The 26,047-nt window shown below is 72.8% G+C and carries 24 protein-coding genes and 1 riboswitch; of the genes, 9 read left to right on the top strand and 15 right to left on the bottom strand.

The window, feature by feature from the left end; genetic code table 11:
* Nucleotides 1–103: 103 nt before the first annotated feature.
* The 3 genes from ACFYXU_RS08450 to ACFYXU_RS08440 all read right to left on the bottom strand — a co-directional run bounded on the left by ACFYXU_RS08450 (nucleotide 104) and on the right by ACFYXU_RS08440 (nucleotide 5,072).
* The gene (locus tag ACFYXU_RS08450; RefSeq protein ID WP_389456961.1) at nucleotides 104–1,993 is read right to left on the bottom strand and encodes an anthranilate synthase family protein; all 1,890 of its coding nucleotides are present in this window, start codon (nucleotides 1,991–1,993) and stop codon (nucleotides 104–106) included.
* Between the two features lie 101 nt (nucleotides 1,994–2,094).
* Complete coding sequence (locus tag ACFYXU_RS08445) at nucleotides 2,095–2,154, bottom strand: trp operon leader peptide (protein ID WP_352019211.1); 60 nt, start codon at nucleotides 2,152–2,154, stop codon at nucleotides 2,095–2,097.
* A 92-nt stretch (nucleotides 2,155–2,246) separates the two neighbouring features.
* On the bottom strand, nucleotides 2,247–5,072 hold the full coding sequence (locus ACFYXU_RS08440) for an N-acetylmuramoyl-L-alanine amidase (protein WP_389456959.1): 2,826 nt from the start codon (nucleotides 5,070–5,072) through the stop codon (nucleotides 2,247–2,249).
* 162 nt (nucleotides 5,073–5,234) lie between these two features.
* Here ACFYXU_RS08440 and ACFYXU_RS08435 point away from each other — a divergent pair, with 162 nt between their 5' ends.
* Complete coding sequence (locus ACFYXU_RS08435) at nucleotides 5,235–6,581, top strand: class II 3-deoxy-7-phosphoheptulonate synthase (protein WP_329856764.1); 1,347 nt, start codon at nucleotides 5,235–5,237, stop codon at nucleotides 6,579–6,581.
* Between the two features lie 122 nt (nucleotides 6,582–6,703).
* The gene (locus tag ACFYXU_RS08430) at nucleotides 6,704–6,952 is read left to right on the top strand and encodes a (2Fe-2S)-binding protein (RefSeq protein ID WP_361394082.1); all 249 of its coding nucleotides are present in this window, start codon (nucleotides 6,704–6,706) and stop codon (nucleotides 6,950–6,952) included.
* A 16-nt stretch (nucleotides 6,953–6,968) separates the two neighbouring features.
* Here the strand turns inward: ACFYXU_RS08430 and bfr are convergent, their stop codons facing one another.
* Nucleotides 6,969–7,445 (bottom strand): bacterioferritin, encoded by a 477-nt coding sequence (gene bfr / locus ACFYXU_RS08425; protein ID WP_376512086.1) that lies wholly within the window; start codon nucleotides 7,443–7,445, stop codon nucleotides 6,969–6,971.
* A gap of 179 nt (nucleotides 7,446–7,624) precedes the next feature.
* Here bfr and ACFYXU_RS08420 point away from each other — a divergent pair, with 179 nt between their 5' ends.
* Nucleotides 7,625–8,281, top strand: coding sequence for a sulfite oxidase-like oxidoreductase (locus ACFYXU_RS08420; protein WP_361394086.1), 657 nt, complete (start codon nucleotides 7,625–7,627; stop codon nucleotides 8,279–8,281).
* 27 nt (nucleotides 8,282–8,308) lie between these two features.
* On the opposite strand, the gene ACFYXU_RS08415 is transcribed toward ACFYXU_RS08420, so the two are convergent.
* From ACFYXU_RS08415 to thiO, 6 genes are all read right to left on the bottom strand, one after another.
* Nucleotides 8,309–8,920: a DUF4396 domain-containing protein gene (locus ACFYXU_RS08415; RefSeq protein ID WP_389456957.1), complete on the bottom strand. Its 612-nt coding sequence runs from the start codon at nucleotides 8,918–8,920 to the stop codon at nucleotides 8,309–8,311.
* A gap of 85 nt (nucleotides 8,921–9,005) precedes the next feature.
* On the bottom strand, nucleotides 9,006–9,866 hold the full coding sequence (locus ACFYXU_RS08410) for a deoxyribonuclease IV (protein WP_389456955.1): 861 nt from the start codon (nucleotides 9,864–9,866) through the stop codon (nucleotides 9,006–9,008).
* Nucleotides 9,867–9,872: 6 nt separating this feature from the next.
* Nucleotides 9,873–11,762, bottom strand: coding sequence for a Stk1 family PASTA domain-containing Ser/Thr kinase (gene pknB / locus ACFYXU_RS08405; protein WP_389456953.1), 1,890 nt, complete (start codon nucleotides 11,760–11,762; stop codon nucleotides 9,873–9,875).
* Between the two features lie 680 nt (nucleotides 11,763–12,442).
* Nucleotides 12,443–13,237: a thiazole synthase gene (locus ACFYXU_RS08400; RefSeq protein WP_389408251.1), complete on the bottom strand. Its 795-nt coding sequence runs from the start codon at nucleotides 13,235–13,237 to the stop codon at nucleotides 12,443–12,445.
* A 5-nt stretch (nucleotides 13,238–13,242) separates the two neighbouring features.
* On the bottom strand, nucleotides 13,243–13,443 hold the full coding sequence (thiS, locus tag ACFYXU_RS08395) for a sulfur carrier protein ThiS (RefSeq protein ID WP_329856749.1): 201 nt from the start codon (nucleotides 13,441–13,443) through the stop codon (nucleotides 13,243–13,245).
* Nucleotides 13,440–14,603, bottom strand: a complete 1,164-nt coding sequence (gene thiO / locus ACFYXU_RS08390; protein ID WP_361394094.1) for a glycine oxidase ThiO — start codon at nucleotides 14,601–14,603, stop codon at nucleotides 13,440–13,442. Before thiO ends, thiS begins: the two co-directional genes overlap by 4 nt.
* Nucleotides 14,601–14,714: riboswitch (TPP riboswitch) on the bottom strand. It overlaps the preceding gene by 3 nt.
* A gap of 82 nt (nucleotides 14,715–14,796) precedes the next feature.
* Here thiO and ACFYXU_RS08385 point away from each other — a divergent pair.
* The 5 genes from ACFYXU_RS08385 to ACFYXU_RS08365 all read left to right on the top strand — a co-directional run bounded on the left by ACFYXU_RS08385 (nucleotide 14,797) and on the right by ACFYXU_RS08365 (nucleotide 19,182).
* A complete protein-coding gene (locus ACFYXU_RS08385; protein WP_389456950.1) occupies nucleotides 14,797–16,029 on the top strand; it encodes an NAD(P)/FAD-dependent oxidoreductase in 1,233 nt (410 codons plus the stop codon).
* Between the two features lie 43 nt (nucleotides 16,030–16,072).
* Entirely contained in the window at nucleotides 16,073–16,438 is a 366-nt protein-coding gene (locus tag ACFYXU_RS08380; protein WP_329856746.1) for an Rv2175c family DNA-binding protein, read from the top strand.
* A 102-nt stretch (nucleotides 16,439–16,540) separates the two neighbouring features.
* On the top strand, nucleotides 16,541–17,194 hold the full coding sequence (thiE, locus tag ACFYXU_RS08375) for a thiamine phosphate synthase (RefSeq protein WP_376512076.1): 654 nt from the start codon (nucleotides 16,541–16,543) through the stop codon (nucleotides 17,192–17,194).
* Nucleotides 17,195–17,340: 146 nt separating this feature from the next.
* The gene (metF, locus tag ACFYXU_RS08370; protein WP_329856743.1) at nucleotides 17,341–18,258 is read left to right on the top strand and encodes a methylenetetrahydrofolate reductase [NAD(P)H]; all 918 of its coding nucleotides are present in this window, start codon (nucleotides 17,341–17,343) and stop codon (nucleotides 18,256–18,258) included.
* 54 nt (nucleotides 18,259–18,312) lie between these two features.
* The gene (locus ACFYXU_RS08365; protein WP_389456948.1) at nucleotides 18,313–19,182 is read left to right on the top strand and encodes a hypothetical protein; all 870 of its coding nucleotides are present in this window, start codon (nucleotides 18,313–18,315) and stop codon (nucleotides 19,180–19,182) included.
* Nucleotides 19,183–19,195: 13 nt separating this feature from the next.
* Here ACFYXU_RS08365 and ACFYXU_RS08360 read toward each other — a convergent pair whose 3' ends face one another.
* The 5 genes from ACFYXU_RS08360 to ACFYXU_RS08340 all read right to left on the bottom strand — a co-directional run bounded on the left by ACFYXU_RS08360 (nucleotide 19,196) and on the right by ACFYXU_RS08340 (nucleotide 25,336).
* Nucleotides 19,196–20,629: a phytoene desaturase family protein gene (locus ACFYXU_RS08360; RefSeq protein WP_389456946.1), complete on the bottom strand. Its 1,434-nt coding sequence runs from the start codon at nucleotides 20,627–20,629 to the stop codon at nucleotides 19,196–19,198.
* Nucleotides 20,630–20,682: 53 nt separating this feature from the next.
* Nucleotides 20,683–21,330, bottom strand: coding sequence for a DUF4126 domain-containing protein (locus tag ACFYXU_RS08355; protein WP_389456944.1), 648 nt, complete (start codon nucleotides 21,328–21,330; stop codon nucleotides 20,683–20,685).
* Between the two features lie 326 nt (nucleotides 21,331–21,656).
* The gene (locus tag ACFYXU_RS08350; RefSeq protein ID WP_329856738.1) at nucleotides 21,657–22,265 is read right to left on the bottom strand and encodes a TetR/AcrR family transcriptional regulator; all 609 of its coding nucleotides are present in this window, start codon (nucleotides 22,263–22,265) and stop codon (nucleotides 21,657–21,659) included.
* Nucleotides 22,266–22,284: 19 nt separating this feature from the next.
* Nucleotides 22,285–24,384 carry a YhgE/Pip family protein gene (locus ACFYXU_RS08345; RefSeq protein ID WP_389456942.1) on the bottom strand — a complete coding sequence of 700 codons (2,100 nt, stop codon included), beginning with the start codon at nucleotides 24,382–24,384 and terminating at the stop codon, nucleotides 22,285–22,287.
* Nucleotides 24,356–25,336 carry an ATP-binding cassette domain-containing protein gene (locus ACFYXU_RS08340; protein WP_389456940.1) on the bottom strand — a complete coding sequence of 327 codons (981 nt, stop codon included), beginning with the start codon at nucleotides 25,334–25,336 and terminating at the stop codon, nucleotides 24,356–24,358. The genes ACFYXU_RS08345 and ACFYXU_RS08340 overlap by 29 nt, the downstream gene beginning before the upstream one ends.
* Nucleotides 25,337–25,499: 163 nt before the next feature.
* Between ACFYXU_RS08340 and ACFYXU_RS08335 the strand changes: the two genes are divergently transcribed.
* Nucleotides 25,500–26,018: an SAV_6107 family HEPN domain-containing protein gene (locus tag ACFYXU_RS08335; RefSeq protein WP_389456938.1), complete on the top strand. Its 519-nt coding sequence runs from the start codon at nucleotides 25,500–25,502 to the stop codon at nucleotides 26,016–26,018.
* Nucleotides 26,019–26,047 lie beyond the last annotated feature (29 nt).

Raw genomic sequence — 26,047 nt, 5'->3', positions numbered from 1 at the left:
GTGCTTCCACCCGGCGCACCGAGAGCACGCACCAGACGCCGCGGGGCCGCCCTCCGGGCGACGACGGGAGTGTGACGACACGCCCTAGACCTCCCGGCGCGCCCTAGACCAGCACCCCCGCGAGCAGCGAGGCGGTGAGCGCGGCGCCGTCCAGGGTGAGCACCGACTCCGGGTGGAACTGCACCCCGGCGAAGCCCGGTCCGCGCAGGGCGTGCACCTCACCGGTCTCCGCGTCCCGGCTCACCTCGATGCGGTGCAGCGCCAGCTCCGTCGCCGCCCGGTCGTCGCAGCGGGCGGTGAAGCTGTTGTAGAAGCCGACCGTCCGCTCCTGACCGAAGAGGTCGATCCGCAGCTGCGCCCCCTGGAACGGCGTCCGCTTGCGGACGATGTCCAGGCCCAGTTCGGCCGCGATCAGCTCGTGCCCGAGGCAGACGCCCAGCAGGCCGTGGCGGTGCCCCCGGACGAGCTCCGCCGTCAGGCCGCGCAGGAAGCGCATCTTCGGGTCCCCGGCGTCCGAGGGGTTCCCCGGCCCCGGCCCGAGGACGACCGGCCCCTCGTGGGCGAGCGCCAGCTCCCGCAGCCCCGGCTCGTCGTAGCGCAGCACCGACACCTCGAGACCCGAGGAGCGCAGCACGTGCGCCAGCATGGCGGTGAAGGTGTCCTCGGCGTCGACCACGAGCGCGTGCCCCGCCAGCTCCGCCGAGCGGACCTGCATCTTCAGCCAGAACGGCGCGAGGTCCGCGCGGCGCGCGTCCAGCGCGGCCCGCACCCGGGGGTCGTCCGCGAGCCGCGCCGTCCCGGCGGCGTCCGCCGCCGGTGCCGGACGGCCCTCCCGCACTCCGAGCGCCGTCAGGACGCCCGCCGCCTTCGCGTGGGTCTCGGCGACCTCGCCCGCCGGGTCCGAGTGCCGCACCAGCGTCGCCCCGACCGGCACCCGCAGCCGGCCGTCGGACGCGATGTCGGCGGTGCGGATCAGGATGGGCGAGTCCAGCGTCTGCGCCCCGCTCGCGTCCGTGCCGAGCAGGGCGAGGGCGCCCGCGTAGTAGCCGCGCGCGACCCCGTCCGGCCCGAGGGGCTCGTGACGTTCGATCACCCGGCAGGCGTTCTGCACCGGGGACCCGGTCACGGTCGCCGCGAACATCGTCTCCCGGAGCACCTCCCGCACGTCCAGCGAGGAACGCCCGCGCAGCTCGTACTCCGTGTGCGCGAGATGGGCCATCTCCTTCAGCCGGGGCCCGACCACCACGCCGCCCATGTCGCCGACCGTGCACATCATCTTCAGCTCCTCGTCCACCACCATGGAGAGCTCCTCGGTCTCCTTGCGGTCGGCGAGGAAGGCGAGCAGGTCCTCCGCGGTGGGGGCGGCCCCGGCCGGGTAGCGGTACGTGCCGCTGATCGGGTTCATCACGACCGTCCCTCCCGACATCCGCACGTGCACCTCGGGGCTGGCGCCGACGAGCGTCCGGTCCCCGGTGTGCACCACGAACGTCCAGTACGCGCCCCGCTCGCCGGTGAGCAGCCGCCGGAACAGGGCCAGCGCGTCGGCCCGCCCGAAGCCCGGGATCTCACCCGTGTAGGTGCGCCGGATGACGAAGTTGGCGCCCTCGCCGGAGCCGATCTCCTCGTCGATGACCCGCCGCACGGTCTCCGCGTAGGCCTCGTCGGAGACGTCGAAGCCGCCGTCCTCCACGCGCACCTCGTGGGCGGGCAGCGCGGCGAGGGCCTCGTCGAGCGACAGCTCGTGGGTCTCGTCGGCGACGAGCACGGAGAGCGGGGTGCCGTCGTCCCGCACGTCGAAGCCGCGCTCGCGGATCTGCCGGAACGGCACGAGGGCGAGCGTGGGCCGCGGGCCCACGGGCAGTTCCGCGAGGCGCTCGGCCTCGTGGACCCGGCCGATCAGCACCTCGACGGTGTCGTGGTCGCGGCCGGGGGTGCGGCGGCGGAGCAGGGCGAAGTGCGGGCAGGAGGCGTCGAGGAGACGGGAGAGGTCCATGGGGCGGGTCGTTCCTTCCGGGGAGTACGGAGAGGAGGAACGGCCCGGGTACGAGAAAGGCCGCCCCTCGGGCGGCCTTCGCGAGTCAGTCGTACGCGCGATCAGTGGGCCGCCGGATGAGCGGTCCACCACCAGTTCTGGATCTGCGAGGCGTACGACATGCGAGCACTGTAACCCAGCCCGACGACGGAACGGGGCCCGTTCCGCACCGCGGACGGTGCCGAACGGGCCCCGGGGCCGGTGGATCCCCTGATCAGAAGATCAGGTTGTACCCCTGCCAGCCCGGACCGACCTGCACGCGCGCGGCGTACGGGGCGGTGGCGCTGCCGGTGCCCTGGTACAGCCAGAGCGCGCCGGCGCCGTCACGGGCCACGAAGTCGACCTTGCCGTCACCGGTGAGGTCGCTGGGGCCGGTGATGCTGTTGTAGATCTGCCAGCCGTTGCCCACCTTGACGCGGGCGGCGTACGGGGCGGTGGCGCTGCCGGTGCCCTTGTACAGCCACAGCGTGCCGGTGGAGTCGCGGCCGATCAGGTCCGCCTTGCCGTCCGAGGTGAGGTCGCCGGTGCTGACGATGTCGTTGTAGATCTGCCAGCCCGTGCCGATCTTCACCCGGGCCGCGAACGGCGTGGCCGGGGTGCCGGTGCCCTTGTACAGCCACAGGGCCCCCGACTTCTCGCGGGCGATCACGTCCGGCCGGCCGTCACCGGTGAGGTCGCGGACGCCGGTGATCCGGTCGTAGATCTGCCAGCCGCCGCCGGTCCGCAGGCGCGCCTTGAAGGGCGCGGACGGGTTGCCGCTGCCCTGGTAGTACCAGAGGACGCCGGAGGCGTCGCGGGCCACGGCGTCACCGGTGCCGTCGGCCCGGAGGGCCGTCAGCGGGGTGATGGCGTTGTAGACCTGCCAGCCGCCGCCGACCCGGTACCGCGCCAGGAACGGCGCGGCGCCGCTGCCGCTCCCCTGGTGCTGCCAGAGGACACCGGAGGCGTCGCGGGCGAGGAGGTTGTAGCGGTTGGTGGCGGTGACGGCGGGCTGGGTCGCGACCTCCTTGACGTCGCTCGCCTTCACCCACGCCATGCGGTGGTTGTAGCGGATCGGAACGAAGACGTTGGTCGTGCCGACGACCCGGATGCCGTCCTTGTCGTAGGCGCTGTAGTAGTAGTCGCCCGGGACGGCGTCACCCGCCTTCGCGTACAGCTGCCCGGCAGGGAGGCTGTACTTCGTCAGCGACGCGCTGTTGTTGCTCTGCACCGGGACCCCGGTGCCCGCGTAGGCGGCGTCCTCGGGGTAGGTGCGGCCGTAGACCGGGATCGAGGTGGCGCCGTCCTTGGCGGTGATCGCCGTCTTCACACCCACCGGGGCCGTGTACTGGCCGCCGGGGTTGTGGAACCAGGCCTTCTTGCCGCCGTACCAGATGGCGGTCCAGTCGGTGCGGGACTCGGCGACGACGTGGGTGCTGCCGGCCGTGACCTTGTTCGTCCAGTTCGCGCCCTCCTGCCAGTTCGCCGAGACGTACGGGTCGGTGAGCGCCTTCGCCTGGTCGGCCACCGGCTCCGAGTACAGGTAGCCGAAGTTCACCGGGAGGGGGACGGTCGTCTTGGTGACGTTCTGGTCGCCGACCTTCTCGGTGTACTTCATCGCCTGCTGGTTGGCCGACGTGAAGGGCGGGACGATCCGGACGAGCTGACCGGCCCGGAGGAGGCCGCCCGCGCCGTCGGAACCGGTGGGCGCGCCCACCAGGGTCATGAAGTGGTTCCAGTCCCAGAACGGGCCCGGGTCCCAGTGGTCCTGGACCGGGCTGTCCAGGATGCTCGGCACGTCGTCGTGGCCGATGATGTGCTCGCGGTCCAGCGGGATGGAGAACTTCGCGGCCAGGTACTTCACGAGGGCCGCGGAGGACTCGTACTCCGGTTCGGTGTACCAGCCGGCGTCGCCCTTGATGGCGTAGCCCTCGTGCTCGATGCCGATCGAGTGCATGTTGAGGGTCTTGTTGCCGGCGTGGTACGCCTCGTTCTTGGTCTCCACCATCTGCGTCACGCGGCCGTCGGCGCGGACGATGTAGTGGGCGCTCGCGTAGCTCAGCGGGTTCTGGAAGACCGCCACGGCGCCGTCGTGCGTGCCCTCGATGTCGTGGATGACGATCTGGCGCACGTCGAAGCCGCCCGTGCCGCGGCTCGCGATGTTGTAGTTGCCGTCGTTCTGCGAGTACGCGGCGGGGATGAACGTGCAGACGGGAGCGGTGGCTCCGGTCGGGCACTCGACCGCCGGGGTGTCGTTCGCCGCCGTGGCGCTCGCGGTCAGCGGCACGTTCGAGGGCTTGACCGGTTCCACCGACGGGTCCGCCGGCAGGACGACCTGCTCGCCGTCGGCGGTGACCTCCCGCTCACCCGTCCTGATGGACTCGAAGACGCGCTTGGCGAAGAGGTCCGCGCCCTTCCGGTCCGAGGACTGGCTGTAGCGCGCGACGGCCGGGTACCAGGCGCCCGGGTCGTCGGACAGCTCCGCGCCGGCCTGCTTCTGGTAGTCGGCGAGCAGGGCCGCGCCGGCCCGGATCGAGGCCTCGCTGTCGTTCTGGACGGTGTCGGTCGAGCCGTCGATCAGCTCGGCGCCCTTGTCCAGGGTGTGCAGCGCGGGGCTGGAGGTGTCGACCTTCTTCTCGGGAAGGGCCGCCAGGGCCTTCTTCCCGTCGAACCGCTTCTCGATCCGAGGATCGCCGCTGCGGTTCATCAGGTCGAGCAGCTGCTCGACCGTGTCCTGCTCGACGTCCTCCGGGTCGACCTTCGTCAGCCCCATGACGTTGTACGCGCCCGTGGTGCTGGGCTGCCCCTCGTGCGACTCCCACCGGGTCTGGCGGTACGACACCGCCATCAGCACGCTCTGCGGCACGTCGAACTCGCGCGCCGCGTTTGCGAACTGCTGCTGGAGGGAGGTGTCGGCCCCGGGTCTGCCGTTCCCCGTCGCGCCGAGCAGGCTCGGCGAGGCGACCGCGAGGGTGCCGATCGTGGCGGTGGCGACGACGGCCGCCCCCGCTCCGTACAAGAGTCGTTTCTTCTTGCGGTCCTTGCGGTGCCTCTGCGTCACGCCCCACCCCTGCGGATTCGACTTTGCTCTTGTTAAACGGGCCAGAGGTTAACACCACCCGATGGCGCGAAGATCCCCGTGTGACATTTCAGGCGCCCGTCTCAGCCACTGGGCAGACGGACAGGACCGGACGAAGAACCCCGTAATGTGGTCCATGTGACCGTGAACGCTGATACCCACGCCGTCGCCAAGGCGACCTGGCGAGACCTGCCCGCGGCGCAGCAGCCCGAGTACCCCGATGCCGAGGCTCTGCGCGATGTGATCGCGGACCTCGAGTCGTATCCTCCGCTCGTCTTCGCCGGCGAGTGCGACCAGCTGCGCGCCCGGATGGGAGCCGTCGCCCGTGGCGAGGCGTTCCTCCTCCAGGGCGGCGACTGCGCCGAGGCCTTCGACGCCGTGTCCGCCGACCACATCAGGGCCAAGCTCAAGACGCTGCTCCAGATGAGTGCCGTCCTCACCTACGCGGCCTCCGTGCCCGTCGTGAAGGTCGGCCGCATCGCCGGCCAGTACTCGAAGCCCCGCTCCAAGGGCACCGAGACCCGCGACGGCGTGACGCTGCCGACCTACCGGGGCGACTCGGTCAACGGCTTCGACTTCAACGAGAAGGCTCGGATCCCGGACCCCGAGCGCCTGAAGCGGATGTACAACGCGTCCGCCTCCACGCTCAACCTGGTCCGCGCCTTCACCACCGGCGGCTACGCCGACCTGCGCCAGGTGCACGCCTGGAACCAGGACTTCGTGAAGTCGTCGCCCTCGGGCCAGCGCTACGAGGCGCTCGCCCGCGAGATCGACAACGCCCTGAACTTCATGAAGGCCTGCGGCACCGACCCCGCCGAGTTCAAGGCCGTCGAGTTCTACGCCTCCCACGAGGCGCTGCTGCTCGACTACGAGGGCGCCCTGACCCGTACGGACTCGCGCACCGGCAAGCTGTACGACACCTCCGGCCACATGGTCTGGGTCGGTGAGCGCACCCGGCAGCTCGACCACGCCCACATCGAGTTCGCCGCGCAGATCGCGAACCCGATCGGCATCAAGCTGGGCCCGACCACCTCGGTGGACGAGGCGCTCACCTACATCGACCGTCTCGACCCGGACCGCGAGCCGGGCCGGCTGACCTTCATCGTCCGCATGGGCGCCGACAAGGTCCGCGACAAGCTCCCCGAGCTGGTCGAGAAGGTCACCGCCTCCGGTGCCGTCGTCGCCTGGGTCACCGACCCGATGCACGGCAACACCTTCGAGGCCGCCTCCGGCCACAAGACCCGCCGCTTCGACGACGTGCTCGACGAGGTCAAGGGCTTCTTCGAGGTACACAAGGCGCTCGGCACCCACCCGGGCGGCATCCACGTCGAGCTCACCGGTGACGACGTCACCGAGTGCGTGGGCGGCGGCCACGAGATCTTCGTCGACGACCTGCACCAGCGCTACGAGACGGCCTGCGACCCGCGGCTCAACCGCAGCCAGTCGCTCGACCTGGCGTTCCTGGTCGCGGAGATGTACCGCGATCAGTAAGTAGGTTCCTACGGAGATGGGGCACGGATCGCTGTGATCCGTGCCCCATCGTCGTATCCGGGGCTTTTGGGGCTCCGGGCCGCCGGGTAAGGTTAGGTTAGCCTTATGGAACCCGGCAGGAGGTGAACCGCGTGTACGTCTGCTCATGCTTCGGTGTCACGGAGAAGCAGGTGAAGGAGCATGCGGACGCGGGCGCGTGCACGCCCCGCCAGATCGCCTCCGCCTGCAAGGCCGGCACGGACTGCGGTTCCTGCGTCCGTCGCATTCAAGCCATTCTCGGGCGCGGCAGCTGCCCGCGACGGGACCTCCTGGACCAGGGCGTGCCCGCCCTGACCTCGGAGACGGTCGTGGAGCTCGGAGAGGCCGCCTGACGCCTCGGGACGGGTCCTAGCTGGGCTGCTCGATGAGCGTCGAGGCGTACAGCGCCTCGCCCAGGGACTCGATCAGCTCCAGCTGCGTGTCCAGGTAGTCGATGTGGTGCTCCTCGTCGGCGAGGATCTCCTCGAAGAGGTTGGCGGACGTGATGTCGCCCTTGGCCCGCATGACCTCGATCCCGCGCTTGAGGCGGTCGATGGCCTCGACCTCGACCTGCCGGTCCGCCTGGAACATCTCGGTGATCGTCTGGCCGACCCGGACGTGGAAGAGCCGCTGGTAGTTGGGCAGGCCGTCGAGCATCAGGATGCGCTCGGTCAGCTTGTCCGCGTGCTTCATCTCGTCGATGGACTCTTCACGGGTGTACTTGGCGAGCTTCGTCCACCCCTTGTTGTCCTGGATGCGGTAATGCAGCCAGTACTGGTTGATGGCCGTCAGCTCGCCGGTCAGCTGCTCGTTGAGGAACTCGAGGACCTCGGGGTCGCCCTGCATCGCTTCAGGATCCTTCCACGTTACGTGTCCGTGCCGTCACTAGGCGGGATGGCCGCATCCTCGCACCCCGAATGGGGGGCGTCCAGTAAGTGCAGGCTTAGTCGGACTTGCCCGGATCCGGGTGTCCGGGGTGGTTGCCTGGTCATGACCACCCCTCGCCGTCTGTCACCATGGAGGACATGGGTCAGCCGGAGAGCGGAGCACACCGGGGAGCGGGTCAGCCGGATCGTTCGCCGAACCTTCCGCCGGATCTGCCGCCCGGACAGCGGCTCCAGCGCGGCTGGCCGGTCACCCATTACGGGCCCGTCCCGAAGTTCAAGCCCGACCGCTGGGAGTTCCGCGTCTTCGGCGCGACCGCCGACGGTGACAAGCGGTGCTGGAACCACGAGGAGTTCTCGGTCCTCCCGTTCTCCACGGTAGAGGCCGATCTCCACTGCGTCACGAAGTTCAGCATGCTCGGGTCCGAATGGGGGGGTGTGTCCGCCCGCAGGGTCCTGGAGCTCGCCCCGCCCGCTCCCCAGGTGACGCACGTGATGGTCTGGGCCGAGTACGGCTACAGCGCCAACATGCGGCTCGCCGACTTCGCCTCGGACGAGACGATCTTCGCCACGCACAAGGACGGGGAGCTGCTCACCGCCGAGCACGGCTTCCCGCTGCGGCTCGTCGTCCCCCACCTGTACGCCTGGAAGGGGCCGAAGTGGGTCCGGGGCGTGGAGTACATGGCGGCCGACCGCCGGGGCTTCTGGGAGGAGCGGGGCTATCACAACCTCGGCGACCCCTGGACGGAGCAGCGCTACTCGTACCAGGAGGAGCCGGGGGACGGCCCGGAGCTGTAGCGGCTCCGGACCGCCCGTCCCGCCCGCTCAGTGGTGGTACTGGTGGACCACCGCGTGGCCCTTGCCACGGCCGATCATCCACTTGTTGACCGGAGTGGTGACCACGAAGGCGACGGCCAGGGAGAGGGCCAGCACGATCCAGAAGAGCGGCTCGTCGAGGTGCGCGTCCATGGCGCCGGGCCAGAGCGCGATGACGCCGTTGTCGATGAGCTCCATGACGGCGATGGAGAGCGTGTCGGCGGCGAGCGCGACCTTGAAGGCCGTCCTGAAGTCGACGCCGGCGGCCAGGATGCCGCGCAGGGTGAGCGCGTAGCCGAAGAAGAAGGCCAGGACGATCGCGAGGACCATCGTCGGCACGTTGCCCCAGCCGAACGCGGTGCCGATGATCATGCCGAGGATCTCGCCGATGGCGCAGCCGGTGAGGCAGTGGAGCGTGGCCCGGGCGGCCATGGGCCAGGAGACCGGGCCACCGGGGGTGTGCTGGTGCCCGGCGTGGCCCTCGTGCCCCTGGTGGTCCCCGTGGTCGTGGTGACCCTGGTGGGCGGTGTGGTCCTGGTGGGTGGCGGTGTGGTCCGCGTGGCCCTCGTAGCCGGCGTGACCCTGACGGTGTTCGTGGTGTGCGTGCGCGTCGTGCTGCATGGCAGTGCCCCCAACCCCGAATGGCGTTCTGTCGTCGACGAGAACGCTATACCCCCCTGGGGTATTCCTCAACCGGAGGCGATCTTCAGTCGCGCCGCTCGCGGAGCTTCTTCAGGAGCTCGATGTCCGCGACGTGACCCTCCTTGCCGCCCGGGGTCTCGATGATCAGCGGTACGTTCTCGGTGGCGGGGTGCCGCAGCAGCCGGGCGAACGCCTCCTCGCCGATGTGCCCCGCGCCGATGTTCGCGTGCCGGTCCTTGTGGGCGCCGACCACGTCCTTCGAGTCGTTGGCGTGGATCAGCTTCAGGCGCCCCTCGCCGACCGTCTCCACCAGCAGGTCCAGGGTCTGGGTCGCGCCGTGCGGGCCCGCCAGGTCGTGTCCGGCGGCGAAGATGTGACAGGTGTCGAGGCAGACGCCCAGCTTCGGGTGGTGGTCCAGGGCGTCGAAGTAGGGGCCGAAGTCCCAGGTGCGCGAGCAGAGCGAGAAGCCCTGGCCCGCCGTCGACTCCAGGAGCAGATACGGATCGTCCTCGTGCGTCAGCTCGTCGAGCAGCGGCAGCATCCGCTCCCGCACCTGGGCGAGGGCCACCTCGCGCGGGCGCCCGCCCGTCGCCGAGCCGGTGTGCACCACCACGCCCCGGGCGCCGATCTCCCGGCCCCGGCGCAGCGAGTGCCGCAGCGACTCCACCGACTTCTCCACGGTGGCCTCGGTGTGCGAGCCGAAGTTGATCAGGTACGGGGCGTGCACCCAGGCCGAGATCGACCCGGCCTCGCACTCGGCCCTGAACCGCTCGTCCTGGGCCGGGCTGCCGGCCGGGGTCGCCCAGCCGCGCGGATTGGCGACGAAGACCTGCACGGTCTCGGCGCCGAGCTCGCGGGCGTAGCCGAGGCCGACCGTGGCGAGGCCACCGGCCACGGGGACATGGCCGCCGACGGGATTGCGCATGAGTCTCTAGAGTCCCTTGATCGTGAGGGTGATGGTGGAGCCCTCGGGCGCGGTCGCGCCGCCCTCCACGGACTGGCTCGCGACCGTGTCGCCGAGGTACGGGAAGGACTTCTTGACCTCCACCTCGAAGCCCGCGTCCTCCAGGGCCGTGCGCGAGTCCGCGGTCGACTCCCCGGTCACGTCGGGGACCTCGACCCGCTTCGGACCCTTGGAGACGGTGAGGGTGATGACGTCGCCCTCGGCGGCGCGGCTGCCGCCGGCGAGGGACTGGGCCGCGACGCTTCCGGCGTCCTCGGGGGAGTTGATCCGCTCCGGGGCGACCCGGACGGTGAGCCCTTCCTCCTGGAGGAGGGCGGTGGCGTCGGCGACGGTCTCGCCGCCGACGTCGGGCACGTCGACGGGGGAGCCCTTGCTGACGACCAGGGCGACGGCCGAGTCGGGCGCGCGGTCGGTGCCGGGCTCGGGGTCGGAGCCGATCACGGACCCCTTCGCGACGGAGTCGTCGAACGCGTGGGTGATCACCCCGGGGGCGAGGCCCTCCTCCCGCAGGAGGCGCCTGGCCTCGGCGAGCGGCTTGTTCTTGAGCTGCGGCACCTTCACGATCTGCGGCCCGCGGGAGAGCGTGAGGACGACGGTGGCGTTGCCGCGGACGCGTTCCCCGGGGGCGGGGTCGACGCCCATGACCGTGCCGCGCTCGTACACGTCGCTGAAGGCGCGCTTCGTGGTGCCGACGTCGAGACCGGCGTCGCCGAGGCGCTTCGTCGCGGCGGCCTCGCTCTGGCCCAGGACGGCGGGGACGCGGGTGAACTGGCCGGAATTGATGTACCAGACCCCGGCGCCCAGGCCGAGGGCGAGGAGGACGGCGACGACGATCAGGAGGGGGCCGCGCGGGGGGCGCCGCCTGCGGGTGGCGGGCGGCGCCTCGGGGGCGGACAGCCGGCTGGTGTGCTCGGTCACGGGAGGCACGGGGCGGGCGATCACGCTCGTCCGGTCCTCGCCGGTGTCCCGTGCCTCGGGCCGCGCCAGCGGCGGCTCGGCGTCCAGCTGTCCGTCGCCGAGCCCGGCGCGGGCCTCCCGGAGCAGGGCGAGCAGAGCGACCGCGTCGTGCGGGCGGAGCTCGGGGGCGCGGGCGGTGGCCGCGGCGACGAGGTCGTCCAGCTCCGGGGCGAGCCCGGGGACGGTCGCCGAGGGGGCGGGCACGTCGGTGTTCAGGTGCTGGTAGAGGACCTGGGCGGGGGTGTCGCCGGAGTGCGGCTTGCCGCCGGTCAGCATCTCGTACAGGACGACACCGCAGGCGTACACGTCCGCGCGGGTGTCGGCGGTGCCGTGCTCGATCTGCTCCGGCGCCAGGTACGAGACCGTGCCGAGGACCGAGCCGGTGGTGGCGGTCGCCGTGCCCACGGCCCGTACCAGACCGAAGTCCGCGACCTTCACCCGGCCGTCGTCCCCTATCAGGACGTTCTCCGGCTTCATGTCCCGGTGCACGAACCCGGCCCGGTGCGCGGCGCCGAGCGCGGCGAGGACCGGCTCCAGGATGTCCAGCGCGGCGCGGGGCGAGAGGGCGCCGCGCTCGCGCAGCACGTCGCGGAGGGTGCAGCCGGCGACGTACTCCATCGCCAAATAGACGTACGCGCCCTCGGCGCCCTGGTCGAAGACGCCGACGACGTTGGGGTGCGCGAGGCGCGCGACGGACTTCGCCTCGCGGATGAACCGCTCGACGAAGGCGGCGTCGGTGGCGAGGGCGGGGTGCATCACCTTGAGCGCGAGGATGCGGTCGAGGCGGGTGTCGACGGCCCGGTAGACCGTGGCCATCCCGCCGACGGCGATGCGCGCGTCGACGCGGTAGCGGCCGTCGAGCAGCCGCCCGACGAGGGGGTCCTGAAGGGTCGTGTCCACGGCGACGAGTCTACGAGGGCGGTGCGGGGTGCTCGCGCGGTCGCCCCCGACTGCAGCCCACCTGTGACGAGCCTCGCGCCGCACCGCGACCTGCGACGGTGCCGGGGGTGTGACCTCCGCCACGCTGGGGCCCGCGCCCCGAGCGGGGCCTGCGCCCCGAGCGGGGCCTGCGCCCCGAGCGGGGCCCGCGCCCGCTGCGCGTGGTCGTCGCCCCGCGCCTGTCGGTGCCCGCCGTCCGTGCGGGCCTGCGCCCGTCCGCGCCCGCCCTAGGTGCGGGCCTGCGCCCGCGCCCGTTCTTCGCTTGGGCCCGCGCCCGTCGTGGGCCTTCGCCCACGCCCGCTGTCTGCGGGACGGCACCCGCGCCCGTTTGGGCCCGTCGCCCGCTGCCGTGTGGGCAATCGTCCCGCTGGGCGGGACGGGTGGGCACACGGGACGGCGCCCTTTCGCGGCGCCTCCGCGTCCTGTGCCCTGGCCCGCACCACGTGTGACGGGCACGAATCGGTGCGGGTTCGGGCGCAGGAGCCTCTGGCGCCGGCAAGGGCGCCGTTCCGTTGTGCCCACCCGTTCCGCCCCTTGCGGAACGCCTGCCCACAACGGGCGGGGCGCCGCCCACAACGGCGCGGCGCGGGCCGCAACGGCGGGGCGCCGCCCGCAACAGCGGCGCGACGCCCGCAACCGGGTCAGAACGCCGGGCGTTCCGGGTCCAGGTGGGGGTGGCCCTTCGTCGGGGAGGACGCCTCGGCGAAGTGCCGGCGGGGGATCCGCCCCGCCCGCCACGCCAGCCGCCCCGCCTCCACCGCGTGCCGCATCGCCGAGGCCATCAGCACCGGCTCCTGCGCCCGGGTCACCGCCGACGCCAGCATCACCGCCGCGCAGCCCAGCTCCATCGCGAGCGCCGCGTCCGAGGCGGTTCCCGCGCCCGCGTCGAGGATCACCGGAACGCCGGCCCGCTCGACGATCAGCTGGAAGTTGTGCGGGTTGCGGATGCCGAGTCCGGAGCCGATGGGGGAGCCGAGCGGCATGATCGCCGCGCAGCCCACGTCCTCCAGCTTCCGGGCGAGGACCGGGTCGTCGTTGGTGTAGGGGAGGACGGTGAAGCCGTCGTCGACGAGGGTCTCGGCCGCGGCGAGGAGTTCCTCCCCGTCCGGAAGGAGGGTCCGCTCGTCCGCCACCACCTCCAGCTTGACCCAGTCGGTGCCCAGCGCCTCCCGTGCCAGGCGGGCCGTGAGGACGGCCTCGCCCGCCGTGTAGCAGCCGGCGGTGTTCGGCAGGACCCGGATGCCGAGCCGTTCCAGGACGGAGAGGACCGAACCCTGGACGGTGGGGTCGAGGCGCCGCATGGCGACCGTGGTCAGCTCCGTACCGCTGGCGACGAGGGAGCGCTCCAGGACGTCGAGGCTGGGCGCGCCGCCGGTGCCCATGATGAGCCGGGAGGAGAACTCCGTACCGCCGAGGGCGAACACGTCGTCGGACATCGCGCTCAGCCCCCCTGCACCGCGGTGAGGACCTCCACGCGGTCGCCGTCGCCGAGCAGCGTCGTCGTCCACTCGCCGCGCGGCACGACGGTCTCGTTGAGCGCGGCGGCGACCCCGGAGCGGGCCGAGGTCAGGGTCGCCACCAGGGCGTCCAGGGAGAGGGGGGCGGAGAGCTCGCGGGCCTCTCCGTTCACGGACACGTTCATGCGGGCTGCTCCTGACGTACGGGAGGGGCGGGGGAGAAACGGCGGGGGGTGAAGGGGCGCGCCTCGTCGGGGAGGGTGCCCGTGGTGAGGAGCTCCGCCATGACGTCGCCGGTGACGGGGGTGAGCAGCACCCCGTTGCGGTAGTGGCCGGTGGCCAGGTGCAGGCCGGGCAGGGCGGTGGGGCCGAGCAGCGGCGCGTTGTCGGGGGAGCCGGGGCGCAGACCGGCCAGGGTCTCGGTGAGCGGCAGTTCGGTGATGCCGGGGACGAGCTCGTGGGCGTCGCGCAGCAGCTCGTAGACCCCGCCCGCGGTCACCGTGGTGTCCCAGCCCAGTTCCTCGCTGGTGGCGCCGACGACGAGCTCGCCGTTCTCGCGGGGCACCAGGTAGACATGGCTGCCGCGGACGACGGCCCGCACGGTGCGGGAGAGGAAGGGGGCGTACGGTGCCGGCACGCGCAGGCGCAGGACCTGGCCCTTCACGGGGCGGACCCGCGGCAGCACCTCGTCCGGCACGCCCGCGAGCCGCCCGCTGAGGCTGCCCGCGGCGAGCACGACCTGGTCGGCCGTCAGCTCCTCGCCGTCGGCGAGGAGGACGCCGCGCGCCCGGTCGCCCGCGACCGTGAGCCGCTCCGCGAGCGTCCGGTGGAAGGAGACCCCGGCCCGCTCGCAGGCGCGCAGCAGTGCGGCGGCGAGCCGGCGGGGGTCGACCTGGTGGTCGCCGTCGACGCGCAGTCCGCCCCGGACGCCGGGCGCCAGCATCGGTTCGAGGCGGCGGCACTCGCGGCCGCTGAGCCACTCCGAGACGAGTCCGCAGCGGGTCTGAAGGGCGTGCAGTTCGCGCAGGTGGGCCCGGTCGTCGGCGTCGAGGGCCACGGCGAGGGTGCCGCAGGCCCGGTAGCCGACGTCCTGCCCGGCGGCCTCCTCCAGTTCGGCGGCGAAGGCCGGGTAGCGGGCCGCGGAGGCGAGGTTGAGCCCGAGCAGGGTCTCCTCGCCGTAGTGGAGTTCGGTGACGGCGGCGAGCATGCCGGCCGCGACCCGTGCGGCGCCGCCGCCCGGGTCCGGGTCGACGACGGCGGTGCGCAGTCCGCGCTGCGCGGCCCGCCAGGCCGTGACCAGGCCGATGATGCCGCCCCCGACCACGAGGACATCGGAAGAACGCATGGGCGTCCAGCCCCTCCCTTCGCCGGCATGACCCGGATCAGGTTCGTACGGTCGGAGGCCGTCCCAGCCTCCCTCTCAGCCCGGTGCGTCCGGGCTCCCGCGAGTGCTTTACGCCCGCCAGACTAGCCCGCGCCGATACCGGGCCACAGACCCCACCCTTCCTGACGGTTCGTCAGATGCGTAAGGTGGTCGGGTGAGCGAGCAGAAGCAGGCCCAGCAGCACGTCGTGATCGTCGGCGCCGGAATGGCGGGCGTCCAGACCGCCGTCGCCCTGCGCGAGCAGGGCTTCGCCGGCCCCGTGACCCTCATCGGGGCCGAACCCCACCAGCCCTACGACCGGCCCCCGCTCTCCAAGGCGATCCTGCTCGGCAAGGCCGAGGACTCCGCCTTCGAGATCGACTTCGAGGATCTCCGCATCGAGCTCCGGCTCGGCCTGGACGTCACGGGGCTGCGCGCCGCCGACCACGAGATCGACACCGAGTCCGGACCCGTCGCCTACGACGTCCTCGTCCTCGCCACCGGAGCCCATCCCGTCACCCTGCCCGGCACCGAGGGTGTCCCCGGGGTCCATCTGCTGCGCACCCTCGACGACGCCGTGCGGCTCGGGCCCGTCCTGGAGCGCCGCCACTCCGTCGTGGTCGTCGGCGCCGGCTGGATCGGCGCCGAGTTCGCCACCGCCGCGCGCGAGGCGGGCTGCGCCGTCACCGTCGTCGAGGCCGCCGACCGCCCCCTCGCCGCCGCCCTGCCCGCCGAGGTCACCGCCCCCATGGCCGACTGGTACGGGGCGAACGGCGCCGAACTCCTCACCCACGCGCGCGTGCACACCGTCGAGCCGGGTGGCCCCGGCGTGCCCGGCCGCGTCGTCCTCGCCGACGGCCGCGAACTGGCCGCCGACGCCGTCGTCGTCGGCATCGGCGCCCGCCCCGCCACCGGATGGCTCACCGGCTCCGGCATCGCCCTCGACCCGGGCGGCGCGGTCACCGCGGACGACCGGCTGCGCACCTCCCTGCCCGATGTGTACGCCGTCGGCGACTGCGCCTCCTTCCCCTCCGCCCGCTACGGCGAGCGGCTCCTCGTCCACCACTGGGACAACGCCCTCCAGGGGCCCCGCGCGGTCGCCTCGGCGATCACCGGGGCCGCCGACGCGCCCTACGACCCGGTGCCGTACTTCTGGTCCGAGCAGTTCGGACGCTTCGTCCAGTACGCGGGACACCACGCGGACGCCGACGCGCTGCTCTGGCGCGGCGACCCGGCCGACGACGCCTGGTCCGTGCTCTGGCTGCGCGCCGGGGTGCCGGTGGCCCTCCTCGCGGTCGGCCGCCCCCGCGACCTGGCCCAGGGCCGCAGGCTCATCGAGGCCGCCGTCCCCGTCGACCCGGAGCGCGCCGCGGACCCGTCCGTCCCCCTGAAGGCCGCGGTCCGGTAGGGCCCGACTACCGGCTGTCAGTCCGGGATGGCAGGCTTGTCCCGTGACCGAGATTGACGTAAAGATCGATGCGCTCGTCCCCGCCTGGCTCTACGTGCCCGACATCGCGGAGATGCTCGACATCGACGTGGTGCGCGTGCGACAGCTGATCAAGGAGGGCCAGCTCATCGCGGTGCGCCGCGGCGAGAACAACGCCCTGCAGATCCCCGCCGCCTTCATCCAGGGCGACAAGATCGTCAAGGGTCTCGTCGGGCTCCTGACGGTGCTGCGGGACGACGGCTTCACCAACGAGGAGATGCTGGAGTGGCTCTTCACTCCGGACGAGAGCCTGCCGGGCACGCCCGCGCAGGCGCTCAACGAGAACCGCGGCACGGAGGTGAAGCGCCGCGCCCAGGCGCTCGCCCTCTGAGGCGCGCCCGCACCGAAGACACCATCCGCGGGTGCCGCGGCGGCCGGCCCCTCATGGGCCGGCCGCCGCGGCACCGGCGACTCGAACGGGGGGAACCCATCCATGTCCACGTCTCGTGAGCGGCTCGCCGACGCCCGGCTCTACCTGTGCACCGACGCCCGGAAGCGCCAGGGCGACCTGCCGGACTTCCTCGACGCCGTGCTCTCCTCCGGCGTGGACATCGTGCAGCTCCGCGACAAGGGGATGGAGGCCGGTGAGGAGCTGGAGCACCTCGCCGTCTTCGCCGAGGCCGCCCGCCGGCACGGCAGGCTCCTCGCGGTGAACGACCGGGCCGACGTCGCCCACGCCATCGGCTCCGACGTCCTCCACCTCGGCCAGGGCGACCTGCCCGTGCCCGCCGCCCGCGCGATCCTCGGCGACGAGGTGCTGATCGGCCGCTCCTGCCACGCCGAGTCCGAGGCCGCGGCGGCGGCCGTCGAACCGGGCGTGGACTACTTCTGCACCGGCCCCTGCTGGCCCACCCCCACCAAGCCCGGACGGTACGCGCCGGGGCTCGACCTCGTGCGGTACGCGGCGGGCCTGGAGCAGGACCGGCCCTGGTTCGCCATCGGCGGCATCGACGAGACGAACCTGGACGAGGTCCTGGACGCGGGCGCCCGCCGGATCGTCGTCGTCCGCGCCATCACCGAGGCGGACGACCCGGCCGCCGCGACGGCCTCCCTGGCCAAGCGCGTCCGCGAGCGCGTCGGCGCCTGAGGCCCCGGCGGCCGCCGGACCGCACGGCCGCGCTCTCCGCCCCCGGCGCCACCCCCCTGCACCGACCGTCGGGTGGCTGTCCGAAAAGGTGTCCACCACTCGGACGGGGAGTACGCGGCGCCACGCCCCGCGTCTAACCTGCCGATATGGCCCTTGGTACCGCTTCCGTCCGCTCGGACCGCGCGCGCACCGTCCGAGAGATCCTCGCGGACGGCGGCACGTCGTACTCCTTCGAGTTCTACGCGCCCCGGACCGAGAAGGGCGAGCAGGTCCTCTGGAACGCCATGCGCCGCGTCGAGGCGGTCGGCCCCAGCTTCGTCTCCGTGACCTACGGCGCCGGCGGCTCCACCCGCGGCGGCACCGTCAAGGCGACCCAGAAGATCGCCTCCGACACCACGCTCACCCCCGTCGCCCACCTCACCGCCGTCGACCACTCCGTCGCCGAGCTGCGGAACATTCTCGGCCAATACGCCGACGCCGGGATCCGGAACATGCTCGCCGTGCGCGGCGACCCGCCGGGTGACCCGCTCGGTGAGTGGGTCGAGCACCCGGAGGGCGTGACGTACGCCGCCGACCTCGTCCGGCTGATCAAGGAGTCGGGAGACTTCTGCGTCGGCGTCGCCGCCTTCCCGGAGATGCACCCCCGGTCCACCGACTGGGACACGGACATCCGGCACTTCGTGGACAAGTGCCGCGCGGGCGCCGACTACGCGATCACCCAGATGTTCTTCGACCCGGAGAACTACCTGAGGCTCCGCGACAGCGCGGAGAAGGCGGGCTGCGAGACCCCGATCATCCCCGAGGTCATGCCCGTCGTGAACGTGAAGACCCTCGACCGGCTGCCCCAGCTGAGCAACGCCGCCTTCCCCGCGCATGTGAAAGAGCGCATCCTCGCCGTCAAGGACGATCCCGCCGCTGTACGCTCCATCGGTATCGAGTTCGCGACGGAGTTCTGCGCGCGTCTGCTCTCCGAGGGTGTCCCCGGACTGCACTTCATCACGCTCAACAGCTCCACCGCGACGCTCGAGATCTACGAGAATCTCGGACTGCACCAGCAGTCGTGACCGGTCGTACCCGCCCCGACCCGCGGCGGTGACCGTGGAGAGGGGCGGCGGGGCATGGGGTGGACGGTCCTCTACATCGCGTTCGGCGTGGTCGCGCTGTGGCTGCTGGGGGAGGTGCTCCTCCAGTACAAGGCGCGGCTGCGCTGGCGCCTGCTCGCCTTCGGCGGCTTCCTCTGCGTCGTCCTGGGCGTCCTGCTGCCCTCCGTCCTCGTCATCGTCGCGGGGGCCGTGGCCTTCGCCGTCGGCCAGGCGTACGTGACGCTCTCCTTCCGCCGGGGCTTCTCCACCGGCTGGGCCATCGGCGGCAACCCCGGCGCGAGCCGCCGCCGCAAGGCCACCGGTCCGGCCGCGGCCGGACCCACCCTGGAGGTCACCGAACTCTCGTACGACACCCCGCAGGCGGCGTACGGCACGGAGGACGGGCACGACCCGCACCCCGAGACCGAGGCCGAGAAGACCGCCGTCTACGAGCCGCAGCCGATGCCCGAGGACACCGGCCAGTACGGGGTCTACGACGCGGGCGCCCAGAGCGCCGCGTCAGCCGGGTACGGCACGGGATACGACCCCTACGCCTCCGGTTACCAGCAGACCGGGTACGAGCAGCCGGGCTACGGGCAGACCGGGTACGAACAGACCGGCTACGAGCAGCCGGCCCACCCGCAGCAGGCCTACGACTACGGCCAGGACGCCGGGCAGCAGCAGTACGCCGCGTACTCCGACCCGTACATCGGCCCCGGCACGGACGGCCAGCAGTACGGCTCCTACTACGCCGACCCCTACGCGCCCTCGTACACCTACGACACCCCGCCCGGCGGCGTCTGGGTCCCGCAGCAGCGCGACACCGAGCCGGAGCCGCAGCAGCCGCAGGCCCCCTACGGCTACGAGCAGCCGCACCCGGACGACCAGCAGCAGTACCGCTACTGACCCCGCCGCGAGGTCACCGGGAGCCGCGGAACTCCGCGCCCTCCACGATGAGCCCGGCGACCAGCGCGCCCGACATGCCCGCGTGGGCGAGCCCGCCGCCGGGGTGCGACCAGCCCCCGGCGAAGTACAGCCCGGGCACGGGGGAGAGGTTCGCCGCCGGGAGGTAGGTCCCCGCGGCGTCCGCGAGCGCCGGGCCCGGGATCTCGGCGGCCCCGGTGGCCGCCCGGACGTCCTCGGGTGTGCGGACCTCGCGCCAGAGCAGCCGCTCGGCGAGCCCCGGCACCGCCCGGCCGGCCGCCTCGACCGTCCGGTCGGCGAGCACGGCCATGTCCTCCTCGCGCTCCAGGTCCACCAGCGTCGAGACCGTCACCGACTCGTGCTCCGCGTCCGGCCGCAGCGCCGGGTCGCCGGGCCGCAGCACGGTCACTCCGGGCCGGTCCCCGTCGCCGTGGACGACCGTGCGGTGCGCGGCTCCGTCCTCGCGGCCCCCGCGCAGGGCCAGCAGCACCGTCAGACGGCCGGTGGACCCGTGCGCGAAGGGCGGCCGCTCGTCGGCGCGGTCCCACGGCAGGACCTGCTCGCGGTGGAGCGACGGCACCGGCGCGCCCGCCACCACGTGGTCCGCCCCGACGGTCTCGCCGGAGGCGAGCCGGACCCCGACGGCCCGGCCGTCCTCGGTCAGCAGCTCGTCCACAGCGGCGTCGAAGACGAACTCCACCCGCCGCTCCCGGCACCGCTCGTACACCGCGTCCGCGAGCGCCCGGATGCCGCCGGCCGTGTACCAGCTGCCGAAGGTCTGCTCCATGTACGGCAGGACGGCGGCCGAGGCCGGGGCGGCGGACGCCGGGAAGCCGTACGCCTCCGCATAGGAGTCGAGCAGCGCGATCAGGCGCGGATCGCGCAGCTCCCGCGCGCCCACCTGGGCGAGCGTCGTCGTCGGGCGGCGCAGGAAGCCCGGCTTCAGGGCCGGATACGGAGCGGAGGCGAGCGCCGTGCGGTCGGCCGGCTGCGGCTCCTCCAGGAGCGGGCGCCGGGTCCGGTCCCAGGCCTCGCGGGCCCGCGTCAGGAAGTCGCCCCAGCGCTCGCCCGTACCCGCGCCGAGGGCGGCCTCCAGCGCGGCGACCGTGCCGGCCCGGGAGGCGTTCGGCAGGTCGACACGGGTGCCGTCGGCGAAGACGTGACGGGCCGCCGGGTCGACCTGCGTCAGACCGACACACTCCTCCAGCGGCTTCTTGCCCGTCTTCACGAACAGGTCCCGGTAGACGGCCGGCAGGTGCAGCAGCCCGGGCCCGGTGTCGAAGGCGAAGCCGTCGCGCTCGAAGCGCCCGACCGCGCCGCCGTACGTCGACGTCCTCTCGTACACCGTCACCGCGTGCCCGGCGACCGCCAGCCGGGCCGCCGCCGCCATGGCGCCGAGTCCCGCGCCGATCACCACAATCCGTGCCATGTGGGCGAGCCTATCCGGCGCCCGGCACCGGCCGGAGCCCGGTGGGCGGGGGGTCAGAAGTGGTCGGACCCGTCGTCCGGCGGAGCCGGGGCGCGCGGGCGGGTGCCCACCGCCGCGAGCCGTTTCTCCTCCCGCCGCTGGGCCCAGCGGCGCCAGCCCCGGCGGATCTGCTTCGCGAGGAAGAACAGTATGGCCAGGCCCGCCACGAGCAGGACGGCCGCGATGACCGCCGCCGCCACCGGGTGGAAGACGGCGAAGGTGACGAGGGCCGCCACCCCGAGGTCCTCCGCCAGGCTCAGGCCGATGTTCGAGAACGGCTCGGGCGAGGTGTTGACCGCCAGCCGTGTCCCCGCCTTGACGAAGTGGCTGAGCAAGGCCGTCGAACCGCCGATCGCGCCCGCCGCCAGCTCCGGCAGCGAACCGCTCTGCCCGGCGAGCAGGGCACCGACCACGGCTCCCGCGACCGGCCGGATCACCGTGTGGACGGAGTCCCATATCGAGTCGACGTACGGGATCTTGTCCGCCACCGCCTCGCACAGGAACAGCACGGCGGCCGCGACGAGGACATCGGTGCGCTGGAGGGACTCGGGCACCTCGTCGGTGAGCCCGGTCGCGCCGAAGACGCCGAACAGCAGGACCACCGCGTACGCGTTGATCCCGCTCGCCCAGCCGCTGGTGAACACCAGGGGGAGTACCGACACGCCCGCGATCGTAACCAGGACTGAGTACCCGTACCTAGAGGGCGAGATGAGTAGGCGCGCGGATGGGGCCGGTCCTGCCCGGAGGAGAGAGTGGAACCCACGGAAGGGGCGCGGCTCCGGTACCGCCGGCACGGGGCTGCGGAACGGGGTCGTGCACCTGCCGGCACGGGGGTGCGAGGAAGGACGCCGGTGCGGCGAGGCTCGGGGGGATCGAGCTTCACCGCACCGGCGTTCCGCGTGTCCGGGTGTCCGGGTGTCCGGGTGTTCCGGCGTCCGTCGGCGTGTCCTGGCCTCCGTCTGCGTGTCCCGGCGTCCGTGAGTCCGTGTCAGCGGCCGCCGACGCGGCCGTGCAGCAGACGGGAGAGTGCCGCGTGCACGTCGTCGAGCGACCGCTCGCTCTGGAAGGCCTGCCAGTCGAGCGCCGCCACGAGCACCATCCCGACCAGCGCCGCGGCCGTCAGCTGGACGTCGATCTCCTCGCTCAGCTCACCGGCCCCGACGGCCTCGCGCAGCACGCCCTCGACCACCGCGACGGCCTCCTGGCGGACCACCAGGAGAGTGGAGTTCCAGGCCCGGTTGGTGCGCCAGAGCTCGGCCACGTACAGCTGCGTGAAGGCCGGGTAGCGGTCGATGAAGACCAGGCCCGCCCGGATCATCGCGTCCAGCGCGTCGACCCGGCTCCCGCCGCGCGCGGCGGTCTCCTCGGCCGCCGTGCGCAGCGAGGCGGTGAGCAGCGCCACCCCGTGGCGCAGCAGCTCCTCGAACAGCTCGGTCTTGCTCTTGAAGTTGTAGTAGACCGTGCCCTTGGCCACGCCGGCCCGCTCGGCGATCTCGTCGACCGTCGTCGCGGAGAAGCCCTGCTCCGCGATGAGGGTGACGGCCGCCTCGTAGAGCTTCGTGCGCGTGGCCTGGCGTCGGGTGCTGCTGCTGTCCATGGCGTCGATTCTCACAGGTTCAGAGCGACAGTTCGGGGTGGAGCCGGTCGAGCGTCCACACCTGCTTCCTGCGCGCCGAGACGGCGGTCAGGGCCAGGGCGCCGACGGTGAAGGCGACCAGGACCGCGCAGGCCTGCCAGACCGGTCCGATGCCGCCGCCCGTGATCAGCCGGCGCAGCGCCTCGACCACGTAGCTCATCGGCAGGAAGGGGTGCACGGCGTTGAAGAAGGCCGGACTGGTCTGGACGGGATAGGTGCCGCCCGCGGAGGTCAGCTGGACCATCAGGAGCGCGAGCACCAGGATCCGGCCCGCCGCGCCGAAGCGGGCGTTGAGCCACTGGATGATCGCGGCGAAGCAGCAGGTGACCAGGGCCAGGAAGCCGACCGTGCCGGCGGCCCGGGCCATCTGGAGGCCGAGGCCCCAGTGCAGGACCGACATCAGGGCCGCGACCTGGAGGACACCGATCGCCGCCACGGGGAGCCAGCCCGCCAGCGCGATCCGCCAGGCGGAACCGCCCGCGGCGAGGGCGCGCCGGTTCAGCGGCTGGATGATCATGTACGCGACCATCGCGCCGACCCAGAGGGAGAGCGGGATGAAGTACGGGGCGAAACCGGTGCCGTAGTTCGGCGCCTTGTGCAGGGACTGGGACGCCAGCTTCACCGGGTCGGCCATGACCTCCGTGCGCCGGTCGCGGTCCCGCTCGTCGTAGTCGGGGATCTGGTCGACCCCGTCCTTGAGACCGGTGGCGAGGCTGCCCGAGCCGTCGGCCAGCTTGAACAGGCCGCCGTCCAGGTCGCCAGCACCCTTCTTGAGCTTGCCGACGCCGGTGTCGAGGCTGACCGAGCCGGCCTTCGCCTCGGTGATGCCGGTGTGCAGCCGGTCCGCGCCCGCCGCGACCTTCCGGGCGCCCGCGTTGAGCTCGTTGATCTTCTTGATGGCGCCCTCGACGTCCTCGTCGAGGTGCGGGGCGCGGGCGGCGAGCTCGTCTGCCTGCTTCACGAGCTTGCCCAGCCGGGCGTCCAGGGTCTTCAGGTCGTCGGTCTGGCCCTTGGTCAGCTCGTGCACGTCGTCGGCGATGGTGGCCACGTCGTCGGCGGTGACGGACGCCTTCTTGAGCTTCTCGCAGATCTTCGGGTCGAGCGGCGGGACGGTGGCGGGGGCGTCCACGCAGACCTCCCGGTGGATCCGGCCGAGGTCCTCGTCCGCCTTGTGGGCGGCGCTGCGGACCAGCGGCGCGCGCTTCACCAGGTCGTCCAGGTTGTGCCGGGCGGCGGTGGCCGAGTCGGAGACCAGGCGGGCGGTGTCGCGGATCGACTTGCCGTTGTTCGCCAGGTACGGCCGTACCTTGTCGGCGGTGCCGTTGACCTTGTCGGCGAGGGTCTGGGTGCCGTTCGCGACCTTGCGGGAGCCGCTCTCCAGGTCCTTGGCGCCCTTGTCCAGCTTCTTCAGGCCGGCGGCCAGGTCGCCGCTGCCCGCCTTGGCGTCGCCCAGTCCCTGGGACAGGCTCTTGGAGCCCTTCTTCGCCTTGTCCACGCCCTGCTTGAGGTCGGCCGCGCCCTTGGCGGCCTTCGCGGTGGCGTCGTGGATGTCGGAGAACGAGATGAAGATCTTGTCGAGGAAGGTGCGCGAGGACTTCGTGGAGGCCGCGGTGCGCACCTCGGAGAAGACCGTCCGGGAGATCTGGCCGACGATGTAGTTGTTGGCGTCGTTCGTCCGGACCCGGAGCGCGCCGGTCTCGGGGGAGTCGCCGGAGCTGGAGGCGATGCGGCTGCTGAAGTCGCCGGGCATGGTCAGGGACAGGTAGTACGTCCCGTCCTCCACGCCCGCGCGGGCCTCGGCGTCGCTCACCTCGTGCCACTGGAAGGTCTCGCTCTTCAGGAGGCCCTCGGTGATGTCGGCGCCGGCGTGGATCCGCTTGCCGCCGGCGGTGGCGCCCCGGTCCTCGTTGACGAGGGCCACGGGGATCTTGTCGAGCCTGCCGTACGGGTCCCAGAACGAGTACAGGTACAGGGCGCCGTACAGCAGGGGCAGCAGCAGGATCGCGACGAGCGCGGCGCGCGGCAGCTTTCCCCTGCCGAAACGCTTCAGCTCAAGCGCGGCGAGTTTCGGCGAGCGCATCGGCCGCCCCCTCCTCGGTCGTGGCGTCAGTGGTGTTCGCGGGCGCCGTCTCCCCGGCGGTGCCGTCTTCCGTGGTGCTCTTGGCGGCGGTGCCGTCTTCGGCGGTGCTCTTGGCTGCGGCGTCCTCGGCGGTGCCGTCTGCCGCGGTGCTCTCGGCGGCGGCCTCGGAGGTGCTCTCGGCGTCTGCGTCGGCGTCGGCATCGGTGTCGTATTCGGCGCCGGCGGCCGTGGTGGCGCGCGGACCCGCGAGCGTCGTGACGCGCTGGGCGTCCTCGGGGGCCTCGCTACAGACGGCGAGGACCGTCGTCCCGGCGGCGGCCAGCGAGCGCAGCAGCGCCCAGGCCTCGGCGCGGTCGGCGTCCGAGAGCTTCAGGTCCGTGTCGTCCACGGCGAGCAGCCGCGGACGGCCGATCAGCGCGAGGGCGATCGAGAGCCGCAGCGCCTCCAGGCGCTCCAGGTCCCGTACGGAGGTCCGCTCGCCCTTCGGGAGGGAGTCGAGGTCCAGGCCGGCGGCCTCGACGGCCTCCTCGATCCGGGCCCGGGCGGTCGCCGCGCGTTCGGCCGGGCGTCGCAGCAGGGCCCGCACGGAGCCGTCGAAACGGCGCTGGAGCAGCACCCGCTCGCGCAGGTGCTCGGCGACCGTGAAGGCGGGGTCGAGCTCGCTGACGCCCGGGACCTGGCCGAGCGCGCTGATCCGGCGCACGGCGGCCATCCTGCGCGGCAGGGGGAGGCCTCCGACCTCGGCCCGGCCCTCCTTGGTCTTCATCCGGCCGGTGAGCGCGAGCAGCAGACAGGTGCGTCCCGAGCCCGAGGGGCCCTCGATCGCCACCAGCGCGCCGGGCTCCGCGCGGAAGGACACCTCCCGGAAGGCCCACCCGCGCGGGCCCTTCGTTCCGAAGCCGTCCGCGACGACGGCGGCGCCGTGCGGCCGCTCCTCGGTTTCCGTGTCCACGGACTCACCCCCCACTTCCCCTTTTTGAACTGACCAGTCAGTCTAAAAGTTACCAACGGGTTGGGTTTCAGGCAAAGCAGCAGGTCAGGGGGATTGTCAGTGGGGCGCGACAGGATGAACACATACGGCCACAGCGCCGTCACGCGACGACAGGAGGCTCGTCATGGCACGCCCACCCGCAGCAGCCACGCCCCGCCGCCGTCCCACCCCCGGGGAGGCGGGCCCCGGGTCCGACGTCCACCCCGTCCCGCGCCGCTCCTCGGCCCCGCCCGCGGCCCTCGACCTCCTCGCGAAGTCCCGCGCCGGACTCGCCGAGGCCGCCGTCCTCGACCGCCCCCACGAGCGGTACGCCACCGCCCACCTCGCCGCGCTGCGCGCCGCGGCCGCCGTGCTCGCCGCCCGCGCCAGGCCCGACACCCGACCCCGCCACCGGCAGCCGATACGGAGCACCTGGGACCTCCTGCCCGACCTCGCCCCCGAGCTGACCGAGTGGAGCGCGCTCTTCGCGGCCGGGGCGCAGCGCCGGGCCCGCGCCGAGGCGGGCATCACCAGTGCCGCCGGCCGACGCGACGCCGACGACCTGCTCCGGGATGCCGGGCACTTCCTGTCCCTGGTCGAGCGGCTGCTCGCCCTCCCGCAGACCCCGCCCGGCCGGCCCGGTGCCGACGAGTCCGGAGGATGATCCGAAAGCCCGGGGCGAGGCCATAGGGT

This window comes from Streptomyces sp. NPDC002232 (assembly GCF_042890295.1).
GTDB lineage: Bacteria > Actinomycetota > Actinomycetes > Streptomycetales > Streptomycetaceae > Streptomyces.
This window is presented reverse-complemented; position numbering and strand designations above follow the sequence as displayed.